The following is a 20934-nucleotide window of genomic DNA, read 5'->3' as shown; positions in this document are numbered from 1 at the left end:
GTACATTTTTAGATTTTGTAGCTAGCGTAGCAGATTGCATCTTTGCTTGTTAGCTATATCTATGTGATCCCAATAATTTTAGGGAGCGAAAATAACAATGAAATGGCGTTCGCTTTTACCCTACTGTATTGTTTTTATCGTTACACTGACACTCACTCTCAGCTGCACTAATCCGGCAGTCTATATTCAAACCAAAAACGAAGCCGATACTGCTACCTCACCGATAGCTGGTGCAGTTAGCATTGGCTACAGTGCCTGGCCTGGTTGGTTGCCATGGAAAATTACTCAAGAGCAAAACATCTTTGCTACCAAAAATGTTCCTGTAGAGTTGAAGTGGTTCGATGGCTATTTAGAATCGATTAGCACTTTGACTGCAGGACAAATTAATGCCAACAGCCAAACCTTGGGAGATACCGTAAATTCTGTATCTGGTGGTGCAGAGCAAGTGATTGTTTTAGTTAACGATAACTCTACAGGCAATGACAAAGTGATTGTTGCCAAAGAAATAAATTCAGTTGCAGATCTAAAAGGGAAAAAAGTAGCCGCCGAAGAAGGCACAGTAGACCATTTTCTGTTGCTTCAGGGATTAAAACGAGCAGGCTTATCACCTGAGGATATTCAGTTCGTGCCGTTAGAAACGGGTCAAGCAGCAGCAGCGTTTGTAGGCGAACAAGTAGATGCGGTAGCCGTGTTTGCACCTTTTACTACTCAGGCATTAAAGCGTCAGGGGAGTAAGGAACTTTTTAGTTCTAAAGAGTTTCCAGGTGCAATTTCAGATCACCTGGTTTTCTCACGCCAATTTATCGAGGAAAATCCCGCTAAGGTGCAAGAAATTGTAAATTCTTGGTTTGCTACGCTCGACTACATGAAAGCTAACCCAGGCAAGGCTTATGAAATCATGGCACAACGGGCAGGTGTTAGCGTTGATGAATACAAAGACTATGCCGATGGTACTCAGATCTTTTCGATTGAGGAGAACTTAAAAGCCTTTCAACCAGGCAACGATATGACCTCATTAATATTTGCGGCAAATAAAATGGCTGATTTTCTTGTAGAAACTGGTTTAACTGCTCAAAAACCAGATACCAGTCAATTATTTGACGATCGCTTTGTCAAAGCCTATGCCGAGACAAAAACTTAGCCGCAATAATTTTATTTTTAAGCAACTATACTTTTTTAAACTGTTGCATCAACTATGAGCCAAAGCAATACTTCTTTTCAATCTATTCAGTCCCATATCAAGCCAAAAACGATTCGTCCAACTGTTTTTTGGCGGCTGGCTGAAGATATTCCCAAACCGCTTTATACGGCATTAGTAATTACTTCAATCGCATTTCCCTTACTGATATGGTGGGCAGTAACAGCATTTGGGAACGTAGATCCTAAATTTTTACCCTCACCGAGCCAGGTAATTGAAGCCTTCGCACGATTGTGGGGTACTCGCGAACTTCTTAAAGATACGGTAGCAAGCCTTTGGCGAGTTGGCGTTGGCTTCCTGCTTGCTGTCGCCCTGTCAATTCCCATTGGTGTGCTGATGGGCAGTTTTCCAAGTATTCGCGCTCTATTGGAACCACTCTTTGGCTTAATGCGCTATATGCCCGCACCTGCCTTCATTCCCCTGTTAATTTTGTATTTAGGAATTGGTGAAGAACCTAAAATTACTCTTATTTTTATCGGAGTATTTTTCTTTAACTCTCTAATGGTCATGGATACAGTTAAATTTGTGCCCAAAGATCTGATCGAAGCTACCTATATGTTGGGCGGTAATCGCTGGGAAACTCTGACTCAGGTAATTTTACCCTACGTTTTGCCAGGAATCATTGATGCCTGCCGCATTAACTTAGCGGCAGCTTGGCAGTTAGTAATTGTTTCAGAATTGATTGCCGCCACAGAAGGTTTGGGTCGTCGAATTAGCGTTGCAGGTCGTTTTCTCAAAACAGACGAAATCTTTGTGGGCTTGATTGTCATTGGCGCGATCGGACTGTTGTTTGACTTGTTTTTTCAGTATCTTTTAAAAGTTTCCTGTAAGTGGGCAAGTCAGAAGCGTTGAAAAAAGTTAACTAAATCCTTAAGTGGAGGTTTCGAGCAATGTTTCTAGAAATTAATAAACTCAATAAACATTTCAATACCAAGAAAGGAAACTTGGTAGTTCTCAAAGATATCAACATTTCCATCGATAAAAGCGAATTTGTTTGTGCTGTAGGAGCATCTGGTTCTGGCAAATCTACCTTATTGCGACAGATTGCTGGCTTAGATAGTCCAACCAGCGGCGAGGTCAAGCTTGATGGCAAAACCATCAAAGGACCTGGACCCGATCGCGGCATGGTGTTTCAACACTACACCCTTTATCCCTGGATGAGCGTACAGGAAAATACCGAATTTGGACTCAAGCTACAAAGCGTCCCTGGCAAGATTCGTAGAGAGCAAGCTAGCTATTATTTGAGCGTCGTGGGACTCGCTAAATTTGCTCAATCCTTGCCGAATGAGCTATCGGGTGGAATGAAACAACGAGTGGCGATCGCTCGCGCCCTAGTCTCCGAACCAAAAGTACTGTTGATGGACGAACCGTTTGGTGCTTTGGATATCCATACTAAAGAATCGATGCACGAATTCATGCTCGATCTTTGGCAGCGCACGGGCATTACTATTTTTATGATTACCCATGATGTCGAGGAAGCCGTTTTTCTCTCAAATCGGATCTTTGCCTTGGGTTCTCGTCCCGGTACGGTAAGAAAGGTAGTTACTGTTAATCTGCCCAATCGCACTCCCATCGTCAAACGTCATTCTATTTTTCACGACTACCGCGACGAAATGATGGAGCTGTTGCGACAGCACGGGAAAGAAGCTTTAGCAGTAGTTTAGATACCAAAAATTACTCGACTTTGGTTGCATATATCAACAGTAACTCGTTAAAATCAATGACTCTGGTTCATTTTACAGCCATACGACGCTAGTAATCTTATTCAGATACGCCAAAGGCATAGTAAGCAATTCCCTCAGAGTCATAGTTAAGTAAATTTTCTCTAACAAAATCTCGTTCTACAACTGAGGGGGTGTAAAAATGCGCTCCCGTCTCGGTATTATAAAAACGATAGACTGGAATCGTTCCTGGCTGCTGTTCTTCGTAAGCAGCAAATGATTCACTTTCTAGATTGAAGTTGCTTAAGTTCTCTTCTACTGACTCTTTTTCTACTTCAGAAGTAGTATATAAATGAGTACCCGTATCCCGATTGAGAAAGCGATATACTGTTTGGGGTTCTGGATCTCCTGTTAGAGGATCGACGCTAACATAAGATTTTCCTTCGGAAGTATAGTTAGGCAAGTTGTCTATTATATTTTGTCGTTCCGCTTCAGAAGTAGTATACAGATGGGTTCCCGTATCTTGATTGAGAAAGCGATATACTGTCGAACCCAAGTTTGGAGTTACCGTCACTTCAAAAGTTTCTTCCACAGAATCTCCAAGCAAATCCGTAGCTCGAATTATAATTTCTGCTTCACCAGCAATATCTTCGGCATAATCGAGATCGAGTTTGCCTTCATCAACCGTTACGTTTACTAAGTCGGGATTGGAGTTACTGACGACCTCAAATTCAAGTTCATCTTCTTGTCGTAGAGTAACATTATTAAAGCGTACTAAATCGCTGTCATCATCTACAGTAGGATTATCTGTATCTTCTATATTTAGAGGTAAATCGGTTAGAGCGGGCTGACCAAAAAAACTGCTGCCGTCAAACACAGGGAGTTCGGCTATAGCATCGACGGTAGCTAAATATTCTTCACTCAGTACCTCGCCAAAAACGGTAAATCCACTATTTTGACTGTCAAGATTAGCTGAATTATCTGCTAGATTAAAAAACCATTGGCTGGTAGCACTATTGGGATCGCTGCCCAATTTTGCCATTGCAATAGTTCCTCTGACATTAGACCTATCGGCACTAAATTCATTGGCTACAGGGGGATCGGTGGGAATTGGTTCTATTGCCAGATTTTCAACTGTAAATCCTCCCCCCTGAATTACAAAGTCGGGAATAGAACGATGGATGATGGAATTGGCATAATCACCATCGTTGACGTAGTTAATAAAGTTTTCTACTGTCTGAGGCGCACCCTCATCAGCTTGGTCGAACAATAGTACATCGGTTACGCCATTATTGCCTAAAGAGCGATCGCCAAGTACAAAACGTGCTACCTGACCTGTAGTAAAAGGATCGTCAAAATACTGTAATAGATTGAGCGTGGTATTGGCAGCGTTTTCAGCAACAACCAGATCTTTAAGAGGTTGGGTAACTATTGGGTTGGTAGCCATGAAAGTTTTTTCACCAAAACAAATTTATCGCTACCAATTTATACGAGTAAATTAAGAATGGGTAGATCTAAGCGGTAAAAATGCTTTTTAGTTTCTTATAAGGGCTATCATCAAAACAGGACATAAAAGCTAATTGAACATATTCTCCGTTTTTTTGGCGATCGCTATGTAATTAATTTCCCATAAGTACTTAAAAAAACATCTAACAAGTTTATAGCGGACAATCGATGAACCAGGATTTGATATTGTTTTTTGCAGGCGTAGCCGTTCTGATTCTCTATCTCGTATTCTCGGCACTTACAGAAATGGGAACCAAATTACCCTGGAAAAAGTAGTATCTATATTTTTTTTAGGCGATCGCATTTTGTATTGATTTAGCCAGTTCTTTTATAGCCATACAAAGTCGAACACCTCAATCTATCGTTCGCAATACTGCGCGATTGCGTCCGCGTTCTTTTGCTTCGTAAAGACAGCGATCGGCAGCTTCTAAAAGCTGTACTCGGTTGTAGCTCGGACTGGGAACGACACTTGCTACTCCCAAACTAAGAGAGACATATTGACTGGCAGAAGATTGAGGATGGTTTAACTTTAGTTTTTCAACACTTAAACGAATTTTTTCTGCTACATTCAGAGCATTTTTACCTATTGTCTTGGGTAGAATTACCACAAATTCTTCTCCCCCGTAGCGAGCAACTAAATCGGCAGGACGATTGACTGCATTAAATATAGTGCGAGCAACTTGCTTCAAACATTCATCTCCTGCTTGATGACCGAAATAGTCATTGTATCGTTTGAAATGATCGATGTCACAAAGAATTATAGCGAGAGGCAGTTTTTCTCTTTGCAAACGCCGCCATTCTCGCTCGAAAAACTCATCAAAACGACGACGGTTAGCTACTTGAGTCAAACCATCGAGAGTAGCCAAAGCACTCAATTTTTGATTTAATTCTAATAATTTACTTTCAACTGCTTGTCGCTGACGAATTTCGTGTTCTAAACTTGAATTTTTTACTTTTAGTTCTGTTTGTAAGCGATATAGTTCTAATTGATTTTTAACTCTGGCGATAACTTCTTCTACTTGAAAAGGCTTGGTAATATAATCGCTACCACCAGACTCAAAAGCTTCTATTTTGTCTAGAGCTTCGGTCGATGCACTAATAAAAATTACGGGAATATTGTTAGTATGGGGATTGTTTTTAAGTAGTCTACATACTTCATAGCCGCTCATTTCAGGCATACTTATATCTAGCAAAATGAGGTCGGGTGGTGCTATCTTAATCTGTTCGAGAGCCAGGCTACCGCTACTTACTAACTTGACTTGGTATCCATATAAGTCAAGTAACATTGAAAGCAATTGTAAATTATCTTCTCGATCGTCAATTACTAAAATCTTTTCATGATGGGATTGCAAGCTCTGTGACATTTAAGTAAGACGGTATGGTAGTTATAATATAAGAAGTATGTTTGCTTTTCAATGTTAATGCTACTAAATAAACTGCTTTTCTCTCCTCTATCTTAAGTTAGCAACGGCAATATTTTACACGAGTCTTAGTTTGCAAACAAAACTAGTGTTCCGTTAAATCTAGATATCTGTTGGAATTTTTTAGCTTCTTATTTAGAAAATTAGCTTCGATCTTTTGTGTTATATTGAATGACCATTTCTAAACGGGATAAGGCACTAGTAGCAGACTCACGGATATAAGTATCGGCAGTTTCGTCTTGACTTAAATTACTCAACACTTCAATGGCACGGCTATCTCCCATAGAACCAAGAGCATTGAGAATGGCTACGGCTACTGCTAAATTGTCGGTAGTGTTGAGAGTCTCAACTAAAATCTCAAAAGCAGTAGTGCCAATTTCTCCTAGTGCCATTACAGCAGGAATATTAACTATAGGGTTGGGATCGTCAAGTGCCTGTTTTAAACCTATAATACCTTCCTCGGGAAAAGGCAGATCGGGATGATGTGCGGATATTTGAGCTAGAGCTTTAGCACAGCTAGACTTTACCGTAACATTATCACTATTCAATAAAGATTTTACAACAAAAGGTACTGCGTCAGTACCAATTACTCCCAAAGTCTTGACCGCCGTACGACGATAGGTGACATCTTCCTCACTTAAAATACTCATCAGGCGAGGTATGGTATTTTCGTCACGAGCCGCAGCTAATTCCCTCATTGCTTTTTTTCTCAAATTAGGATTGGGATGTTTTAATCTTTCAAATAGAGAGTCGGTGGTCATAAAAAATGTGGGTGAGTTTAAATCTTACTGGAGCCAGAACTTTATTCCATTTAAAGCTATTAAATACTAGCAAAAAATAATGAAGGCTCTCAGGCTGCAACTCAAACCGTTGTTAGGTTATAAACTATTTCGTTGAAAACAACGAATTTAGCCACAACTAGCGGTCAAAGCAACAGATCGAGAGCCTTCATTGACATGAATCAATTATTCGATCGCACTAAAAATAATGCTTTTAGCACGTTACTTTTATCTTTTAAGATAAAGACTCGATTACATAGTCTAGGTAGTAGCGGAATTCTACTAAAGCCTGCTCTGATAAGTCGCGAGGAGCGCAAGCGCGATCGCGAGTATAGCGCATAGCTTCGACGTAAGGACCTGTAGGAAGGTTCAAAGAGCGATATACTTCGCGCTGTCCTGCAATACCCCATTCGTCTAAAGGACCAGTACCACCGACAATTAGACAGTAGTTAATTAGACGCATGTAGTGCTTGATATCGCGCATGCACTTATCTTTTTTAACTTGAGTATCTCCTGCTTCACCCGAATCGGTGAGGTAGGAATATTTTTTAAATACTACGTCGTAAGCTTCTTGAGCGACTTTGTCGATACCGCTTGCAAGCTTTTCAGCAGCCTCCATACGGGCGGCAGAACGCTGTAAGCTTCCTTGAACTGACTGTAGGTCAGAGGAACTGGGGAAGCGTCCTGCGGCATCAGCAGCAGATACGACTGTGGTAACAACAGATTTCATAATCTAGATTTCTCCATCAATAACTTTTTAACAAAATTAAACTGGCAATTGGCAATTAGGTATATCTTTTGCAGATCGTTCCCATAGCCTCCACAAACTAGCTAAGACCAGAAATTACGCGATCGAAATAGCTAGCAGCTTCAGAACTGATTGCCGAACAATCGCCGTCCTTCATTTCCATTCTGCGGAATCTTTTACCAGCTTGCTCTTCAGTGTTGGTGTTGTTGATGTGAGCGATCGCAGATGCTTTCATAATTGCCACAGCGCGACCAGAAGACTGAAGGGGTACGCCAAGAGCAGTGTAGGTTTCTTTTAAACCATTCAAACAACGATCTTCTAACACAGAAGCATCACCAGCTAGCAAAGCGTAAGTGATATAGCGAAGAATGATTTCGCCATCGCGCAAGCAAGCAGCCATGCGACGGTTGGGATAGCAGTTTCCGCCTGGTTGAATCAAACCCTGGTTTTCGCAAACGATTCCTGCTACAGCATCGGAAACGATACAGCTAGCATTACTAGCAATAGTATTAACTGCGTCTAAACGTTTGTTACCTTCGGAAATAAAGTTTTTTAGAGATTGTAGTTCTTCACCACCAATGCAAGCAGTTTTGCTATCAGCACTAACTACGGATCTGGAAAAAGCGTCAAGCATTGAGCTCTCCTTTGTTGACAACAATATTTTTGTATTATCTAGTTTGGTGGATGCGAAAATGCATCAACCAAGATAAAACATAAAAGATGAACGTCACCACAGTCTCTTTTATTAAAAACAAAGTAATAATCTGTAACTTTTAACTAAATTTCGTTACATCCAGAGTCGATCCTACTGTGTTTTTTAGCCGAAGTCAGCCCGAAGGAAAAGCGATCGCTACATAATATTATCTATTTTTAAGTGGGTTTAAAGATTGTGGTTTGACCTGACAATAGTTACTCAACCAGGACAAACCTTCTAGAGAACGTAGCGGTACGACAAATAGATCGTCAGTTGTGGCAGTTTGAAGTTGTAATGGTTGTGATGGTAAATTCACGCCAAGCAACTGTAAAAAAGGTCGCCAGTCATCGGGATTGAGATTAAATTGACAAAAACTGCCAAGCCATGCCAGCTGATTTTGTAGGGGATTTATCGCTTCAGCACGAATTGCTTCAATAGTCGCTCGTACTTCTGGAGATTCTCGATCGAGCGCGTTTTCTTGCCCCGTTGCCAACCCTACCGCCAATTCTGTAGTTTCATAAAACATGGGCAAGACAAAATACTCGACCAAACCAATTACTCCATTGACAATGGAAACAAACTGACCTGCTTGCAGTTCGATCGCTATTTCGCCATTAGCATTTTTAACTTTGACCAAACCTGCGGGACTTTCGGTTAAAACCCCAACCAGAGAAGCGTTACGTTGGCGATCGTGTCGGACAAATAAAGCTGTTCCCTGAGTAACTATTCTGGCTTCGGGAGTAACAATAGTACTTTCTCCTTGTTGGGGACGGATCATAATCAAAGCTGCGCCGCTGGTTAATTCAAAACGGCGTTTTCCTAGAGGAAACCGAAAAACTGTTCCCGCAGCAGTTCGAACTAAAGTTCCCTCATTAAACAGCAGTTCGGCACGAGAATTAGCCCCAGTTTTAACACTGTCTTGAGGAACGACAGTATCGCCAGTCTGAGCGGGTTTCCAGTTGGTATTGCCACGGTTGAGTTCTACTTGATTGCGTACCCGATAGATTTCGGCACTGTCGATCGCAGAATCGGCAAAAGCGCGTTCGCAGCTTAAGCAAACTGCCACAATGCTAATCGCTAGCTTCTGCCAGAAAACAATTTTTTGTGGAGTGATTGGCATAGACTCATTAATAAATAGACAAAACGCTAGATAGTAATTTCACTTTTTTATATTTTATACTACAGGCGTAGCTAAATATATAATGACACCCACATACACAAAGCTGGAAACCTCGAACCTTCATAAGCCCTGTCCTTATTAAAGCGCTTTACTTTGCGTTTAACGAAAATTTATTTAATGGGAACTTATAATCTCCCAATTAAATTTTTGCTGCTTTCTGCCTTTTGCCTTCGTTAATGGTATAAGTGTCAAAAAAATTACTATTCTCTTTTCGCTCTATATATACGATCGAAAGTAAATTAAGGTTGTTTTAACGATTGTCCTGTAACTTACTAAGAAAATATTTAAAATTAGTCAGATTGAGATCGAATATATGAATTCAAACTGGATAGATTTGCTTCAAACTCAAACAATATTTGCTTTTACCTATTTAAAAGCCGAAGATATAGTTGCACTATTACACCCTTTGCTTGCCGTTGTTTTTGTTTTTCCATTAATTGGTATGGTTGCTAACTTTGCCTGGCAAACCCGCCAACGTAGATTGCAAACTAAAAATGGTAAAAGCAAAATTCCTCCAGTAGTCGGACGCGAACACGTCCAAATTGGACGCTGGCTAACTTCGGGTGTAGTGGGAGTTACGCTAGTAGCACTAGCGTATTCTGTAGTGTTTGGCAGTGGTGGCTTCGCCGAACAAAAAGCCTTAAATTGGTTTCAGGTTGCCTTAGTTACTTTATTGTTTATTGTCACCATTGCCTCGATGATTTTGCTATATCGCGCTAGAACTAAGCTCGGACGAGGAGTATTTGCCACGCTAGCAGGAATGGGTTTGGTAATCTTGGGCTGTCAAAACGGGGTCTATCGTCTGGGTAACGAGTGGTATTGGTCGCATTACTATATAGGAATTACGGCGGCATTATTAATGATTTTTTCGGTGGCGATTGTCGAAGATATTTATAAAGACCGTAAAAATCGTTGGCGTTATGCCCATGTAGCTTTAAACTGCTTTGCTCTGCTGCTGTTTATCGGACAGGGAATAACAGGCACTAGGGATTTATTAGAAGTTCCTTTGAGTTGGCAAAAACCAGCGGTGTATGGCTGCAATTTTCAAAAAAGATCTTGCAAAGCCTCAAATATTGATGAAACGACTGTAGGAGTGATGTACGAATCACCCCTACAGAGTTTAACCAATTTTCAATAGTTCCACATCAAAAATTAAGGTTGCGTTGGGAGGAATTACCCCACCAGCACCTCTTTCACCATAGCCCAATTCGGGAGGAATAATTAGAGTGCGTCTTTCTCCTACTTGCATATCGGCAACTCCTTCATCCCAACCTTTAATAACTTGACCGACACCAATTTTAAAAGAAAAAGGACGATTGCGATCGCGCGAACTATCAAATTTGGTACCGTCTTCTAAAGTACCCGTATAGTGTACGGTTACTTTTTGTCCCGTTTCGGGACTCGCACCATTACCTTCTTCCAGGACGATATATTTTAGTCCCGAATCAGTAGTAACGGCATTGGACATATCCATATTGTTTTCCTCTAGTGAACTAGCATTTTGAGTAGCGCTCGTTCGCATGCGCTGGAGATCTCCTCCAGCGACCGAACGAGCAATTAACTGAGGAGAATTATAAGTAGACTGTCGTTGGTCTGCAAGTGCCTGTTGCGAAGAACTATTGCCAACTAAAACAGAAACTATTAGCACTACTCCACAAATTACGACTACAGCCAGACTGACTAAGATTTCGTTACTCAACTTTTTAACCACCTTAACTAATCCCTATGAATTTCTCCAGAGTTATTGTAAAAGAAAGTGGCGCAATGATAAATTAATCCTCGCTATCGATCGCCTGCTGTTGTCTGTAGATAATAGCGCGATCGCCGACTACGGGACTGCGGGCAATCAGATTATCGTCAGCATCTTTAAGTTCTAATTTTTGAAAATCTAATTTGCGCGATCGCTCCAATATTTCATCTGCTAGTTTACTCTGACGAGAATCGCTAAGTTCGTACCAGTCATTACCAACATTGATTAATAACTTACTGTCGATAAAATCGGCTCGCACTGATAAAATCAGGTTTTCTGAATAGTCTTGAGTTATTTCGGTAACTCTTTCTCTTACCGCAGCAACCAAACTTTGCTCTGGCGTTAACTGTAGCTGCGGTTCGACAGTTTTAAGCAATAGTTCTTCTGAATCTCCAGGGGCAGTTAGTTCTAAAGGAATAGTAGTGTTAGGAATTTCTGGTTCGCGTTCTTCAATAGGTTCTGTAGCAGGAGGGGGTTCTGGGGTTGGAACAACAGGATTTTCGGCAATTTCTGGAGCGGGTACAGTTGCTTCGGGAAGATCTTTAACTTCCTCGATAATTTCTGGCTGTGGAGACTGCCGAGTTAAAAACCCGAGGGGTTCTGGCGATAGCCAAAACCAAAACCCTGCCACGATAATGATAACTACACCAGACAAAATTGCAATGTTACGCCGATTATTTCTTGCATGCTTACGAGACGGTAGTGGTTTTTGCTTTGACACCCGCGACTGAGGTGGCGGTGCAACCCTATTAGCAAGTTCGGGGTTTTGAGGATTTTTAACCGCAACTTCAAAATTTTCAATAGTTTGCGCCAAAGTTTTTACCGATGCCAAATTTGGTAACTCTTCAGAAGATTTGGTTTCGATCTCTCTGGCAATAGTTTGTAAGCGATCGATTGTATCGTTTAATAGACTGAGCGTTTCTATTTTAGACATAGAGCGATCGTTCTGATATTCTTCTGATTCCATAACCCCAAAACTCGATTGAATAACTAAATTTCTAACATATTGAATAATAATCTTTTATCATCTATATAAAAATTCTCAGCTAAAGCGAGTGAATAAAATTCCACCTGTCGATTTAACCAGACAACATCAGTTAATTAGTGAAGAAGCTACGGAAGCTGTATTAAAAATTCTTAGTTCGGGGCGTTATATTGGCGGAGAGGCGATAACTACTTTTGAATCACAATTTGCCCAATATTTGGGCGTAAACGAATGTGTGGGCTGTAATTCTGGTACCGACGCACTTTATATGGCATTGAGAGCCTTAAATATAGGTGCGGGAGATGAAGTAATAACTACATCTTTTACTTTTATCGCCACCTCAGAAGTAATTGTTCGAGTTGGTGCCAAACCCGTATTTGTCGATATCGACAATACGTTTAACTTTAATTTAAATTTGGTGCGACAGGCAATTACCAAAAAGACTAAAGCTATTATTGCCGTTCATTTATTCGGACAGCCAGTCGATATGACTGGTTTAATGAAGATTGCCAGAGAATACAATCTTAAAGTTATTGAAGACTGCGCTCAGGCGACAGGAGCAGAATGGCAGCAGCAAAAAGTAGGTAGTATTGGCGATGTGGGCTGCTTTAGCTTTTTCCCTACTAAAAATTTGGGTGCTTGTGGTGACGCTGGGGCATTGACTACTAACGATGGTGCGATCTCCCGACAGGTAAAAGTTCTTAGAGAACATGGCTGTCATACACGCTATCTTCACGAAGTTACGGGAATCAATAGCCGCCTCGATGCCCTACAGGCTGCGATTCTAAGTATTAAATTACGCTATTTAGATAATTGGAACCAACAGCGTATTACCGCCGCTGCTTACTATCAGAAGTTGTTACAGCCTGTTACTGAAATCAAACTACCCTCTGCCCTGCCAGAAGGTAAAAACGTCTGGAATCAATATACAATTTGTGTCGCAGTTAGAGGAGAAGACAGCAGACGCGATCGCCTGCGAGAACTGCTACAAAATAAGGGCGTAACTGCAATGGTTTATTATCCCCTACCCCTACATTTACAGCCCGTCTATCAAAATTTGGGCTACAAAGAAGGGCAACTGTCCGTTAGCGAACGAGCTGCCCGTGAAGTATTATCTTTACCGCTGTTCCCTGGTATTACCCCCGAAGAACAACAGCAGGTTGCTTATAGTTTGAAAGATTGTTTGTTAGAAATAGGCTCTAGGCTCTAAGCTTTAGGAAAATAGTAAAGTCAAGATAATTACTTATTACCTATTACCCATTACCCATTACCTTTTAATTACTAGCAACAGAAACAGGAGTTTGTCGGAGTGCTTCAACCAAACTGCGAACTGCGGCAATCATTGCCACTTCGCTATTTAGCTGGTTAATTGCCGAACCAACACCAACGCCAGAAGCACCTGCGGCGATCGCCATAGGTACGGTAACGCTAGACAAACCCGAAGCACAAAGTACGGGTACTTCTACAGCGTGAGAGATGCTGTGAGCCGCTGCCAGAGTTGGGGCAGCTTTTTCTATTAACCCCCTAACCCCTGGATGAACGGGTTTAATACTCGTACCGCCTTCAGTTTGGATTAGATCTGCACCAGCTTTTACTAAATCTTCTGCTAATTTTACCTGTTCGTCTAAAGCTAAAATGTGAGGCACCGTAACTGAAAGAGTAATTTCGGGTAGTAAGGCGCGAGTTTTTTGGGTTAACTCTAATACTTCTGGGGCTTCAAAACGTCTTCCCGACGCATAAAAGCTATCAAAATTACCAATTTCAATTAAATCAGCCCCCGCTGCTACTGCACCGACAAATAGTTCTGGTTCGACGGCGGATACACAAATCGGTAAATCGGTTAAACCGCGAATATATTTTACTAGAGTAGGTTCGGCAGCAATATCGACAAAAGTTGCTCCTCCTGCTGTTGCCGCGCTAACAACTGCTGCTACTCGTTGGCGATCGAAGTTATTTAAACCGCTAATTACTTTGAGGGCTTTTTTTTGTTTGAAAGCTGATGCTAGTTGAGAATTAACAATCATGTTTGTTTCCTTTTAAAATCTCATAGGGCTGCGAATGCAATTATTTTAAAGCTTACTTAGCTTTCAGTATCGCTCGATTCATGAGACTTAGCCGCCAACTGTGCTTCTAAAGATTGTTTCTGCTGCTTGAGAGTTTTTAGTTTTTCCCAGAGTAGATCGACTTCTGTTTTTAAATGTAGATATTTAATTTCTCGGTCTGCTCGATCGCTTTGACTCACTTTCGAGTCGAGCCGCTCTCTTTCGGTAGTAGTGAAGCTAGAACGTTGTTCGGATGGCAAAAGAGTTGTCATAAAATGTTGGTTATAAATTGTTGTAAATATTATCAATTTGACATCTTAGCTCAAACTAAGACAAACAGATTGTAGCCAATATTTTTATTGGCAGATAATTTTACTTGTAAAAATAGCTAAAACTATTGCTAGATGCAAGCTTGACATTTATGTTCAAAAATTGTTTTTACAACTATTGGTTTTTTCAATCAATAATATAAATTGTGTAAGTTTTTCTTGTGTAAATAGTCAGAGATTACTCCGTCGTTTCGCGACCTAGCCGTTCTGCTCTGACTGTCAATCGAGAAGCAAACGACATAGTAATAAGCGATCGGAACAAAGTATGGTGACACTATCTAAAGGTTTTGAAATAGAAATGTACACTGGCACGCCTCAAGGTGATGTCGTAGGTTTGTCAGATAAAATAGTTAGAGCTTTAGATGGCTTCGTACGCGAACCTGATAGCCGTAATGTCGAATATACTACCGCTCCTTTTTGTAGTTACGATCGCCTGTTATGTGCCTTACTCAAACCAAGGCAAAAATTAAGAGCTTATTTACAAAGTTTGGGCGACTATACTTTGATTCCAGGCAGTACTTTATCTCTGGCTAAAAGCGATCGCTTCTATCGTTCCGATCCCAATAATCCCTATCACGACTACATCGAACAGACTTACGGCATTAAAGTCGTCACCGCAAGCGTTCATATCAATCTGGGTATTAGCGATCCCGATCTGCTAATTAGAGCTTGCCGTTTAATTCGAGTTGAAGCTCCACTATATTTGGCTTTGAGTGCTTCTTCCCCCTTTCTTTTAGGTCGGGCTACTGGCTACCATTCGACTCGCTGGCAGATGTTTCCTAAAACTCCCGACAACGTACCATTATTTGAAAGCCACGCTCATTTTATACGCTGGACGGAAGAACAGTTAGCCGCGAAAACCATGCAAAATGTTCGCCATCTATGGAGTTCCGTACGTCCTAATGGCGATCGTCGTCCCTACAAGCTCAATCGTTTGGAATTAAGAATTTGCGATCTCATCGTCGATCCACTGGCATTATTAGCAGTTACCGCACTTTTAGAAGCCAGATTGTTGCAAATGTTTGGCGATCCCTCCCTCGAACCGCTTGCCGTCAGTCACGAGCGCGATTTAGTTGCTCTTACCGATGCTAATGAAGCTGCTGCTGCCAAATCTAGCTTAGATGCCGAGTTACACCATTGGCAAGACGGCAGCAAAATTATTGCTAGAGATTGGATCGAGCAGATTTATAAAGAGGTTTATCCTGTAGCTAAAGCAAACGGTATTAGCTGTTTTCTCTCTCCGTTGAAAAAAATCTTGCGATCGGGTAACAAAGCTCAACAGTGGCTCAAACTTCATCAACAGGGAATGGATGTTCGTACTATAATTCAGCAGGACATTCAAGATATTGCTAGACAGGAAAAAGATTTAGAAGATGCCGTCTGCCGAGAAATTTTAGTAGCCTAACTATATTTATTTATTTGATTGTATGCCTCGCGTCGTACTCGTTCACCCTCAAATACCTCCCAATACTGGTAATATTGCCCGCACCTGTGCCGCTACCAAAACCGAACTACATTTAGTCGCTCCTTTAGGATTTGAAATTAGCGATCGCTATCTAAAAAGAGCGGGTCTAGATTATTGGCCCCATGTCAATTTACACTACCATCAAGACTTAGTCGCGTTCAAACAAACTTGCCAACAACGAGGTGGCAGATTAATCGGCTTTAGCGTAAGAGGTCAAAGTAATTATTTAGACTGTCAGTATCGAGACGATGACTGGTTATTGTTTGGTTGTGAAACGGCAGGTTTACCCAAAGAGTTACTTCAAACTTGCGATCTTACTCTCCAAATTGCGATCGCCCAACCTGAAGTACGCAGTCTCAATCTCTCTGTTAGCGTTGCCGTTGGTTTGTTTGAATCACTGCGACAGTTAGGGAACATAAAAGGATAAGTTTTTTCTGTACTCGTACATTTCTGTCTGAATGATTTAGTAACTTTTGCCTTTTGCCTCTCACTTTACTGACTCAAGGCTTTCAAAAAACTCTGCAAATTACTCAAAATCCCCGATTTTTTGGGTTTAGTTGAAGCTTTATCTCCATCTGGTTGTGAACTAGTCAGTTTTGTCAACAATAATTCTAAATCTTCTCCAATTGGTTTGTTATTTAACTCTGTAGCTAGTTCGTAGCCCGTTTCTGTTTCCAACCAAACTTGCCATTTAGCAGGATAGCAGCGCAAAATTGCCGCTCCATCTAAAAGACGAAAGTAATAGCTCGTATGAATCGTACTAATAAAACGCTCGCGAATTTGTCTGGCTGCATAGCCAATTCCTACTACAGATACGTCTTCTAATTGGGGAATCAAAAAAACTACGGGGCGATCGCCTGCTAAATTACAGAGTTTTTCTGCCCGTCCGACTTCCACTGCTGAAGGCGCAACGACAATAAACAGCTTATCTTCTGGACTAACTTGCGTCTCGATATCGGTAAAGCGGCTACCCATATCGGTTACTTGAAAAGGTTTGTCTCCCCAGTCACGCCTTGCTAACATCGCTGCCCCCGTATCGGGAAACATTACTTTGACACCAGTACCATATTCTTCAAACATCTCAGCAAATTCGATTGCTAATAACTGAGCCTTAAGAGCAATTTCGGCGACTACCAATTCTACTTGAATGCGTTGATAACCGTCGGCGATCGCACTTTTAGTCGCTGCTTTAGCTTGTTTTACTACTTCGTCTAAATTTTGGGGAAATGTATTCATAAACAAATATTAATTAAGAAGTCGAGCGATCGAACATAAAACTTTTATTGAAGATGTTACCAATAAGCTAGCTGATTTCGTAAATAACCGTAGAATGATATACATAAAATTTATTGGTAAAAAGAGGAGGCTGAACCTTGAAAAAAATTGAAGCTATTATTAGACCATTCAAATTAGATGAAGTCAAAATTGCTCTAGTCAATGCAGGTGTAGTTGGAATGACCGTTTCTGAGGTTAGAGGCTTTGGTCGCCAAAAAGGACAAACAGAACGTTATCGAGGTTCTGAATATACCGTAGAATTTCTACAAAAACTCAAAATTGAAATTGTTATTGAAGATGCTCAAGTAGATATGGTAGTAGATAAAATTATCGCTGCGGCTAGAACGGGCGAAATTGGAGATGGCAAAATTTTTGTCCATCCCGTAGACCAAATTGTGCGAATTCGTACGGGCGAAAAAAATCTAGAGGCTGTCTAATTTAGCCTATTGTATTGGGAGTAAGGAACAAAATACTATCCTTGTCTCCCTTTATTTCAGAACCAAGTACTATCCAAAGACTATTTATGTTAGAATAATTTTTGCTAAGTGCATACACTTTAACGCTGCGGGCGAATGGCGAAATTGGTAGACGCACCACACTCAAAATGTGGCGTAGCAATACGTGTCGGTTCGAGTCCGACTTTGCCCATACATTAAGTTATAGCGATTCCTGATTTGACTGATTAAAGTCTAAGCTACCAAAACGCTACCAAATAAGCAAGCAAACCATTAGGTTGTATTTAGCGAGTTAAGTTTCCTAACTAACTTAGTCTTGTCTCTGCTCGACACTGCTGTAAATTCGATACTTATTTTTGTGCTTACCACATCTTTTAAGATTAAAACCCAATTCCTGTTTTAACATTTGCCAAAACCAACGCTCATCTTTAGCTTCTTCTTTATTCATTTCTTGTTTTATTTGAGCAAAAAGTGGATGAGAGTATACATCACTTTTAACTAATTCAAAAGGCTTATTTACTGAGTCAAACTCTCTACTTGACAAATCTTTTAGCAAATTTCTTATCAGCGATCAATTAATGTAGGCATCTTTAGTGTTAGGCTGAGGTGCTTTATTAACTCTTCTTAGCGTGCTGAATTGAAAATGTACGTTCAATAGCTCGTCAAAAGTAAAAGCAAACCATTCACGGTTTTTATCAACTCTGTTTCTGTCGAATAATTTGTGTAAATAAAGCTCGGCATCAAACTTGAGTTGATTAAGTATACGGTATTCAAATATGTTTCCTTGACTGAGTTGATTGAGTCTATTAAAAATATTTACCGAACGCCCTATTTTATAAAGTGGTTGAGTTAAAAAATCACTGCTTATTTCTATTAAATAAGTGTGTATGGTGGTCATAAATACAGATGAAGCTATTAAATTATTATATTACTATTATAAATTTTAAATACTACAATGTAAATGAATTTAGATAGCCGTAACTATTGCTATTTATTGCTCGTAGCCATTGACATTAGTTTTGGTGTATTCTACCATAATTATAGAAAAAGTATTATACAAAACTACATTTTTAGATAATTACATGGCTAAGAAAATTACACCAGAACAAATAGGACTAGCTAATGATGCTATAGCCAATGGAAGAAGTATTCCAGAAGCGGCAGAAATAGCAAAAATGAGTGTGTCATCGGTAAAAAAATATTGTAAAGATGCGATCGCTTCAATGCTAGCTTCAATCAATAATGAGCTAGCTTGCCCAACACCGATTGAGAAGGGTCAGCAAGAAGCATTAACGTTCGCTCAATTTTTGACTTATATCGAGCATGAGTTCTCAGAATGTGAACGAGATGTATTAGCTCTTAAAGAATTATTTTATGAACTCAGAGCCGAATATGAAGGCGATTATGACTACGTAATAGCTATAAGAAATGCTTACGAAAAAGCTTTAAATAATCTAAGTAGGCCAACCAAGGTAGTTGTCACTAACAAAGATGTTATTAAAAGTTACAGAGACAAATTTAAATGCCGAATGACAGTATCACGTAATGCTAATGAATGGAGCGAACAACAACTATACGGCTTCATAACATTTCACGTAGTAATGTTTCATCTCAAGAAAAGCTTTGTAGATGTACTGGCTACTCTCGACCAGTACCACACGATAGAGCAGAGAAAACATTACTTAGAATCGCTGTAATTAGCTCTACACAAGGATTTAACCGTAGACAACTATTGTGTAGTATGAGATAATAGAGATAACTACAAATCTAAAAGGCTCATACTACAACATGAATTCTAACACTATTAATAATGGACAGCAAACAAATACTTGGGAACACCCACAAAGAGTAAAAATAATTAGGTGGACTAAAGCAAGACCCAATCGTGATGGCAATGGCTCTAATCGTGGAGTAGAAATACAAGCTCAAAATAGTGAAACAAGATGGGTTAGCGAATGGTCTAACTCAGAAATTTTCAGATTGGCTCAATGGGGACATGAGGTGTGGTACTACGGTAAAAACCAACAACCAAGTATTGGCTTACACTCTCCAGCCAAACAAGCAGGTATAGAACCACAAATTAATCTCAGTCAAGCTCAAGCCGATTACTATTCGAGAGTGGCTGAAAAACCACTCTATGACCAAATAGAAAACAACATAAACAATACTAGACCTCATGGCTATCAGCCAGAATTACAACCAATAGCAGAATCCAATATTGACATAGATGAAGAACTTATTAACAGGCTTGCCTTGGTAATGAGTAATTGTATGAATATGGCTGAAGAAATTTGCCCTCAGACATACACGACTGAAGATCGTAGAGCGATAGCCATCTCAATGGCTATTACCTATCACAAACAAAAAAACGATATACCTTACTAAAAATGAATAAAGAACAACAAAAGCGATTTTACCAACATTGGTTTGACAATGCCTTTGCTATAAAGATAGTAAAACCTGATGATGTAAAGCAAAAAGACCGCGATCGCAAACCTAACTAATACCTCAACCAGCCTAAAAAGCTGGTATTTTTACATTTGACATACTACAAAGCATAAATACAATAGTACTATAGATAGAAAAAGAACACTACAGAAAACTATCTACAGCACCACAAAAATGAATAGCATACAAGCTTTAGAAATTACTCTCTACATTTTAATTTCTGCTTTCTTTCTACCACTAATTCTCCAATCAATAGCTCTAGCAGTTACAAGCCATATTGAGAAATGTAAGAGGATTAATAGCATACCTACAATGACTGTAAAACAGCTACGAGAACTAGCAAAAGATTACAAAATCAAAAACTATTCACGATTGAATAAATACGATTTAGCAAATGTGCTTATCTCTCATATTTAGCTGACTCTATAAAGTAGCAAAGCTCTTTTGCTTACTCTTACGATAAGCTCTCATCTGCTTTCTGGCTTGCTCTGTTGGTCTATGGCGGAGCAATTCTTTAAAATAATATAACTGTATTAATGCTTGCTCGTCTAAATCAAAACAAATAATTTTTAACGGCACATCGCTAACAAACTCAGTAGCAGTCTCGTATTCTACAAATAATTCTTGATTGTGTGGGTAATAACGAATTGGTACGACTAATCCCAAACTATTAATGCTTCTAATTTCATATTCTAATGATTTATCGATAAGTGTTTTTACATCATCACTTACCGATTCATAGAAAGTATCAATAAAAATTACACCAATGCCAGCAAGTATTTCATCATCTTTTAAATTGAGATTGAAGCTATGGTTGACAGATTGAGTAGATAAAGCACACAGTATACTATCATCTGAAAATCTACATTTGATAGCGTTAAGCTTGCTGGTATCAATTGTAATAGTTGTACGTATTAGCTCTAGTAAAGTTAATTGGGAGCATCCCATTTTGGAAGAAAAACAGAAGAAGTAGAGAAATAGAAGCAATGGCGGTCAAA

25 protein-coding genes and 1 tRNA gene are annotated in these 20934 nt (G+C 39.9%); 12 read left to right on the top strand and 14 right to left on the bottom strand.

Annotation, left to right across the window (positions count from 1 at the left end; all coding sequences use genetic code 11):
- Window positions 1-97 precede the first annotated feature (97 nt).
- The 3 genes from KV40_RS05465 to KV40_RS05455 are packed head-to-tail and all read left to right on the top strand — an operon-like array spanning window position 98 to window position 2862.
- Complete coding sequence (locus tag KV40_RS05465; protein WP_036478632.1) at window positions 98-1141, top strand: ABC transporter substrate-binding protein; 1044 nt, start codon at window positions 98-100, stop codon at window positions 1139-1141.
- A gap of 54 nt (window positions 1142-1195) precedes the next feature.
- Window positions 1196-2050 carry an ABC transporter permease gene (locus tag KV40_RS05460; RefSeq protein ID WP_036478630.1) on the top strand — a complete coding sequence of 285 codons (855 nt, stop codon included), beginning with the start codon at window positions 1196-1198 and terminating at the stop codon, window positions 2048-2050.
- 38 nt (window positions 2051-2088) lie between these two features.
- Window positions 2089-2862 (top strand): ABC transporter ATP-binding protein, encoded by a 774-nt coding sequence (locus tag KV40_RS05455; RefSeq protein WP_036478628.1) that lies wholly within the window; start codon window positions 2089-2091, stop codon window positions 2860-2862.
- A gap of 97 nt (window positions 2863-2959) precedes the next feature.
- Here KV40_RS05455 and KV40_RS05450 read toward each other — a convergent pair whose 3' ends face one another.
- The 6 genes from KV40_RS05450 to KV40_RS05425 all read right to left on the bottom strand — a co-directional run bounded on the left by KV40_RS05450 (window position 2960) and on the right by KV40_RS05425 (window position 9127).
- Entirely contained in the window at window positions 2960-4306 is a 1347-nt protein-coding gene (locus KV40_RS05450; RefSeq protein ID WP_052055387.1) for a peptidylprolyl isomerase, read from the bottom strand.
- A 412-nt stretch (window positions 4307-4718) separates the two neighbouring features.
- Window positions 4719-5729: a diguanylate cyclase gene (locus KV40_RS05445; RefSeq protein WP_036478626.1), complete on the bottom strand. Its 1011-nt coding sequence runs from the start codon at window positions 5727-5729 to the stop codon at window positions 4719-4721.
- A gap of 200 nt (window positions 5730-5929) precedes the next feature.
- Window positions 5930-6547, bottom strand: coding sequence for a HEAT repeat domain-containing protein (locus tag KV40_RS05440; RefSeq protein ID WP_036478624.1), 618 nt, complete (start codon window positions 6545-6547; stop codon window positions 5930-5932).
- 253 nt (window positions 6548-6800) lie between these two features.
- Window positions 6801-7295: a bleomycin hydrolase gene (locus tag KV40_RS05435; protein ID WP_036478622.1), complete on the bottom strand. Its 495-nt coding sequence runs from the start codon at window positions 7293-7295 to the stop codon at window positions 6801-6803.
- A gap of 97 nt (window positions 7296-7392) precedes the next feature.
- On the bottom strand, window positions 7393-7947 hold the full coding sequence (locus KV40_RS05430) for a bleomycin hydrolase (protein ID WP_036478620.1): 555 nt from the start codon (window positions 7945-7947) through the stop codon (window positions 7393-7395).
- Between the two features lie 226 nt (window positions 7948-8173).
- Window positions 8174-9127 carry a FecR family protein gene (locus KV40_RS05425; RefSeq protein WP_081942773.1) on the bottom strand — a complete coding sequence of 318 codons (954 nt, stop codon included), beginning with the start codon at window positions 9125-9127 and terminating at the stop codon, window positions 8174-8176.
- Window positions 9128-9500: 373 nt separating this feature from the next.
- Here KV40_RS05425 and KV40_RS05420 point away from each other — a divergent pair, with 373 nt between their 5' ends.
- Window positions 9501-10325: a DUF4079 domain-containing protein gene (locus KV40_RS05420; protein WP_081942772.1), complete on the top strand. Its 825-nt coding sequence runs from the start codon at window positions 9501-9503 to the stop codon at window positions 10323-10325.
- Here KV40_RS05420 and KV40_RS05415 read toward each other — a convergent pair.
- Both KV40_RS05415 and KV40_RS31890 read right to left on the bottom strand, forming a co-directional pair.
- The gene (locus KV40_RS05415) at window positions 10308-10886 is read right to left on the bottom strand and encodes an FKBP-type peptidyl-prolyl cis-trans isomerase (RefSeq protein WP_036478811.1); all 579 of its coding nucleotides are present in this window, start codon (window positions 10884-10886) and stop codon (window positions 10308-10310) included. The genes KV40_RS05420 and KV40_RS05415 overlap by 18 nt on opposite strands.
- A gap of 73 nt (window positions 10887-10959) precedes the next feature.
- Window positions 10960-11904 carry a hypothetical protein gene (locus KV40_RS31890; protein ID WP_052055386.1) on the bottom strand — a complete coding sequence of 315 codons (945 nt, stop codon included), beginning with the start codon at window positions 11902-11904 and terminating at the stop codon, window positions 10960-10962.
- A gap of 88 nt (window positions 11905-11992) precedes the next feature.
- On the opposite strand from KV40_RS31890, the gene KV40_RS05405 reads away from it, so the two are divergent.
- On the top strand, window positions 11993-13132 hold the full coding sequence (locus KV40_RS05405; protein ID WP_036478615.1) for a DegT/DnrJ/EryC1/StrS aminotransferase family protein: 1140 nt from the start codon (window positions 11993-11995) through the stop codon (window positions 13130-13132).
- 64 nt (window positions 13133-13196) lie between these two features.
- Here the strand turns inward: KV40_RS05405 and KV40_RS05400 are convergent, their stop codons facing one another.
- Together KV40_RS05400 and KV40_RS05395 are read right to left on the bottom strand one after the other, a co-directional pair.
- Entirely contained in the window at window positions 13197-13946 is a 750-nt protein-coding gene (locus KV40_RS05400; protein ID WP_036478612.1) for a DUF561 domain-containing protein, read from the bottom strand.
- Window positions 13947-14002: 56 nt separating this feature from the next.
- Window positions 14003-14236, bottom strand: a complete 234-nt coding sequence (locus KV40_RS05395; protein ID WP_036478609.1) for a hypothetical protein — start codon at window positions 14234-14236, stop codon at window positions 14003-14005.
- A gap of 325 nt (window positions 14237-14561) precedes the next feature.
- On the opposite strand from KV40_RS05395, the gene gshA reads away from it, so the two are divergent.
- Both gshA and KV40_RS05385 read left to right on the top strand, forming a co-directional pair.
- On the top strand, window positions 14562-15698 hold the full coding sequence (gene gshA, locus KV40_RS05390) for a glutamate--cysteine ligase (RefSeq protein ID WP_036478806.1): 1137 nt from the start codon (window positions 14562-14564) through the stop codon (window positions 15696-15698).
- 22 nt (window positions 15699-15720) lie between these two features.
- Window positions 15721-16185 (top strand): tRNA (cytidine(34)-2'-O)-methyltransferase, encoded by a 465-nt coding sequence (locus KV40_RS05385; protein WP_036478607.1) that lies wholly within the window; start codon window positions 15721-15723, stop codon window positions 16183-16185.
- A 65-nt stretch (window positions 16186-16250) separates the two neighbouring features.
- Here KV40_RS05385 and KV40_RS05380 read toward each other — a convergent pair whose 3' ends face one another.
- Window positions 16251-16994 carry a DUF1995 family protein gene (locus KV40_RS05380; RefSeq protein ID WP_036478605.1) on the bottom strand — a complete coding sequence of 248 codons (744 nt, stop codon included), beginning with the start codon at window positions 16992-16994 and terminating at the stop codon, window positions 16251-16253.
- Window positions 16995-17131: 137 nt separating this feature from the next.
- On the opposite strand from KV40_RS05380, the gene KV40_RS05375 reads away from it, so the two are divergent.
- Window positions 17132-17470 carry a P-II family nitrogen regulator gene (locus KV40_RS05375; RefSeq protein WP_036478602.1) on the top strand — a complete coding sequence of 113 codons (339 nt, stop codon included), beginning with the start codon at window positions 17132-17134 and terminating at the stop codon, window positions 17468-17470.
- 129 nt (window positions 17471-17599) lie between these two features.
- Window positions 17600-17681, top strand: a tRNA-Leu gene (locus KV40_RS05370).
- Between the two features lie 117 nt (window positions 17682-17798).
- Here the strand turns inward: KV40_RS05370 and KV40_RS05365 are convergent.
- Both KV40_RS05365 and KV40_RS05360 read right to left on the bottom strand, forming a co-directional pair.
- Window positions 17799-18044, bottom strand: coding sequence for a hypothetical protein (locus KV40_RS05365; RefSeq protein ID WP_036478600.1), 246 nt, complete (start codon window positions 18042-18044; stop codon window positions 17799-17801).
- Between the two features lie 15 nt (window positions 18045-18059).
- Window positions 18060-18386, bottom strand: a complete 327-nt coding sequence (locus KV40_RS05360; protein WP_036478597.1) for a GIY-YIG nuclease family protein — start codon at window positions 18384-18386, stop codon at window positions 18060-18062.
- 109 nt (window positions 18387-18495) lie between these two features.
- On the opposite strand from KV40_RS05360, the gene KV40_RS05355 reads away from it, so the two are divergent.
- The 3 genes from KV40_RS05355 to KV40_RS37240 all read left to right on the top strand — a co-directional run bounded on the left by KV40_RS05355 (window position 18496) and on the right by KV40_RS37240 (window position 20353).
- On the top strand, window positions 18496-19185 hold the full coding sequence (locus KV40_RS05355) for a hypothetical protein (RefSeq protein ID WP_036478594.1): 690 nt from the start codon (window positions 18496-18498) through the stop codon (window positions 19183-19185).
- A gap of 91 nt (window positions 19186-19276) precedes the next feature.
- Window positions 19277-19873, top strand: coding sequence for a hypothetical protein (locus tag KV40_RS05350; RefSeq protein WP_036478591.1), 597 nt, complete (start codon window positions 19277-19279; stop codon window positions 19871-19873).
- Between the two features lie 237 nt (window positions 19874-20110).
- The gene (locus KV40_RS37240; RefSeq protein WP_036478589.1) at window positions 20111-20353 is read left to right on the top strand and encodes a Rho termination factor N-terminal domain-containing protein; all 243 of its coding nucleotides are present in this window, start codon (window positions 20111-20113) and stop codon (window positions 20351-20353) included.
- Between the two features lie 6 nt (window positions 20354-20359).
- Here the strand turns inward: KV40_RS37240 and KV40_RS05340 are convergent, their stop codons facing one another.
- Window positions 20360-20884 (bottom strand): hypothetical protein, encoded by a 525-nt coding sequence (locus KV40_RS05340; RefSeq protein ID WP_036478586.1) that lies wholly within the window; start codon window positions 20882-20884, stop codon window positions 20360-20362.
- Window positions 20885-20934: the final 50 nt, after the last annotated feature.

This window comes from Myxosarcina sp. GI1 (assembly GCF_000756305.1).
Classification (GTDB): Bacteria; Cyanobacteriota; Cyanobacteriia; order Cyanobacteriales; family Xenococcaceae; genus Myxosarcina.
Note: the sequence above shows the minus strand (reverse complement) of the source record. Positions and strands in the feature narration are given on the sequence as shown.

What these genes read in the sequence shown, in the direction of transcription:
- KV40_RS05360 (WP_036478597.1), bottom strand. Translation starts at nt 18,386, where the DNA reads ATGACCACCATACACACTTATTTAATAGAAATAAGCAGTGATTTTTTA.
- KV40_RS05435 (WP_036478622.1), bottom strand. Translation starts at nt 7,295, where the DNA reads ATGAAATCTGTTGTTACCACAGTCGTATCTGCTGCTGATGCCGCAGGA.
- KV40_RS05395 (WP_036478609.1), bottom strand. Translation starts at nt 14,236, where the DNA reads ATGACAACTCTTTTGCCATCCGAACAACGTTCTAGCTTCACTACTACC.
- KV40_RS05340 (WP_036478586.1), bottom strand. Translation starts at nt 20,884, where the DNA reads ATGGGATGCTCCCAATTAACTTTACTAGAGCTAATACGTACAACTATT.
- KV40_RS31890 (WP_052055386.1), bottom strand. Translation starts at nt 11,904, where the DNA reads ATGGAATCAGAAGAATATCAGAACGATCGCTCTATGTCTAAAATAGAA.
- KV40_RS05450 (WP_052055387.1), bottom strand. Translation starts at nt 4,306, where the DNA reads ATGGCTACCAACCCAATAGTTACCCAACCTCTTAAAGATCTGGTTGTT.
- KV40_RS05400 (WP_036478612.1), bottom strand. Translation starts at nt 13,946, where the DNA reads ATGATTGTTAATTCTCAACTAGCATCAGCTTTCAAACAAAAAAAAGCC.
- KV40_RS05420 (WP_081942772.1), top strand. Translation starts at nt 9,501, where the DNA reads ATGAATTCAAACTGGATAGATTTGCTTCAAACTCAAACAATATTTGCT.
- KV40_RS05455 (WP_036478628.1), top strand. Translation starts at nt 2,089, where the DNA reads ATGTTTCTAGAAATTAATAAACTCAATAAACATTTCAATACCAAGAAA.
- KV40_RS05385 (WP_036478607.1), top strand. Translation starts at nt 15,721, where the DNA reads ATGCCTCGCGTCGTACTCGTTCACCCTCAAATACCTCCCAATACTGGT.
- KV40_RS05465 (WP_036478632.1), top strand. Translation starts at nt 98, where the DNA reads ATGAAATGGCGTTCGCTTTTACCCTACTGTATTGTTTTTATCGTTACA.
- KV40_RS05430 (WP_036478620.1), bottom strand. Translation starts at nt 7,947, where the DNA reads ATGCTTGACGCTTTTTCCAGATCCGTAGTTAGTGCTGATAGCAAAACT.
- KV40_RS05425 (WP_081942773.1), bottom strand. Translation starts at nt 9,127, where the DNA reads ATGCCAATCACTCCACAAAAAATTGTTTTCTGGCAGAAGCTAGCGATT.
- KV40_RS37240 (WP_036478589.1), top strand. Translation starts at nt 20,111, where the DNA reads ATGAATAGCATACAAGCTTTAGAAATTACTCTCTACATTTTAATTTCT.
- KV40_RS05445 (WP_036478626.1), bottom strand. Translation starts at nt 5,729, where the DNA reads ATGTCACAGAGCTTGCAATCCCATCATGAAAAGATTTTAGTAATTGAC.
- KV40_RS05460 (WP_036478630.1), top strand. Translation starts at nt 1,196, where the DNA reads ATGAGCCAAAGCAATACTTCTTTTCAATCTATTCAGTCCCATATCAAG.
- KV40_RS05440 (WP_036478624.1), bottom strand. Translation starts at nt 6,547, where the DNA reads ATGACCACCGACTCTCTATTTGAAAGATTAAAACATCCCAATCCTAAT.
- KV40_RS05380 (WP_036478605.1), bottom strand. Translation starts at nt 16,994, where the DNA reads ATGAATACATTTCCCCAAAATTTAGACGAAGTAGTAAAACAAGCTAAA.
- KV40_RS05350 (WP_036478591.1), top strand. Translation starts at nt 19,277, where the DNA reads ATGAATTCTAACACTATTAATAATGGACAGCAAACAAATACTTGGGAA.